Annotated in this window: 1 protein-coding gene; it reads right to left on the bottom strand. The window is 72.8% G+C overall.

What is annotated here, in order from left to right:
- Nucleotides 1-276 (bottom strand): condensation domain-containing protein (locus VR45_RS41300; RefSeq protein WP_045945128.1); only part of this gene is annotated, 276 nt, incomplete at both ends.

The following is a 276-nucleotide window of genomic DNA, read 5'->3' as shown; positions in this document are numbered from 1 at the left end:
CCCGCTCGCCTGCTGCGCCAGCGACAGCGGCGCGTGCTCGTGCACCAGCAGCTCGGCCAACTGGCCCCGCATCCCGTCCAGCGCCTCACCCGCGCTCTGCGAGTCCAACCGCACCCGCACCGGCAGGGTGTTCATGAACAGACCCGGCACCCGGTCCGAACCGGCGCCCGCGTTCATCCGGCCGAACAGCACCGTGCCGAACACCACGTCCTCACGACCGCTCACCGCGGCCAGCACCCGCGCCCACGCCAGGTGGAACACCGTCGCCGGACTCAC

The organism is Streptomyces sp. NRRL S-495, from assembly GCF_000966955.1.
Lineage (GTDB): Bacteria > Actinomycetota > Actinomycetes > Streptomycetales > Streptomycetaceae > Kitasatospora > Kitasatospora purpeofusca.
Note: the sequence above shows the minus strand (reverse complement) of the source record. Positions and strands in the feature narration are given on the sequence as shown.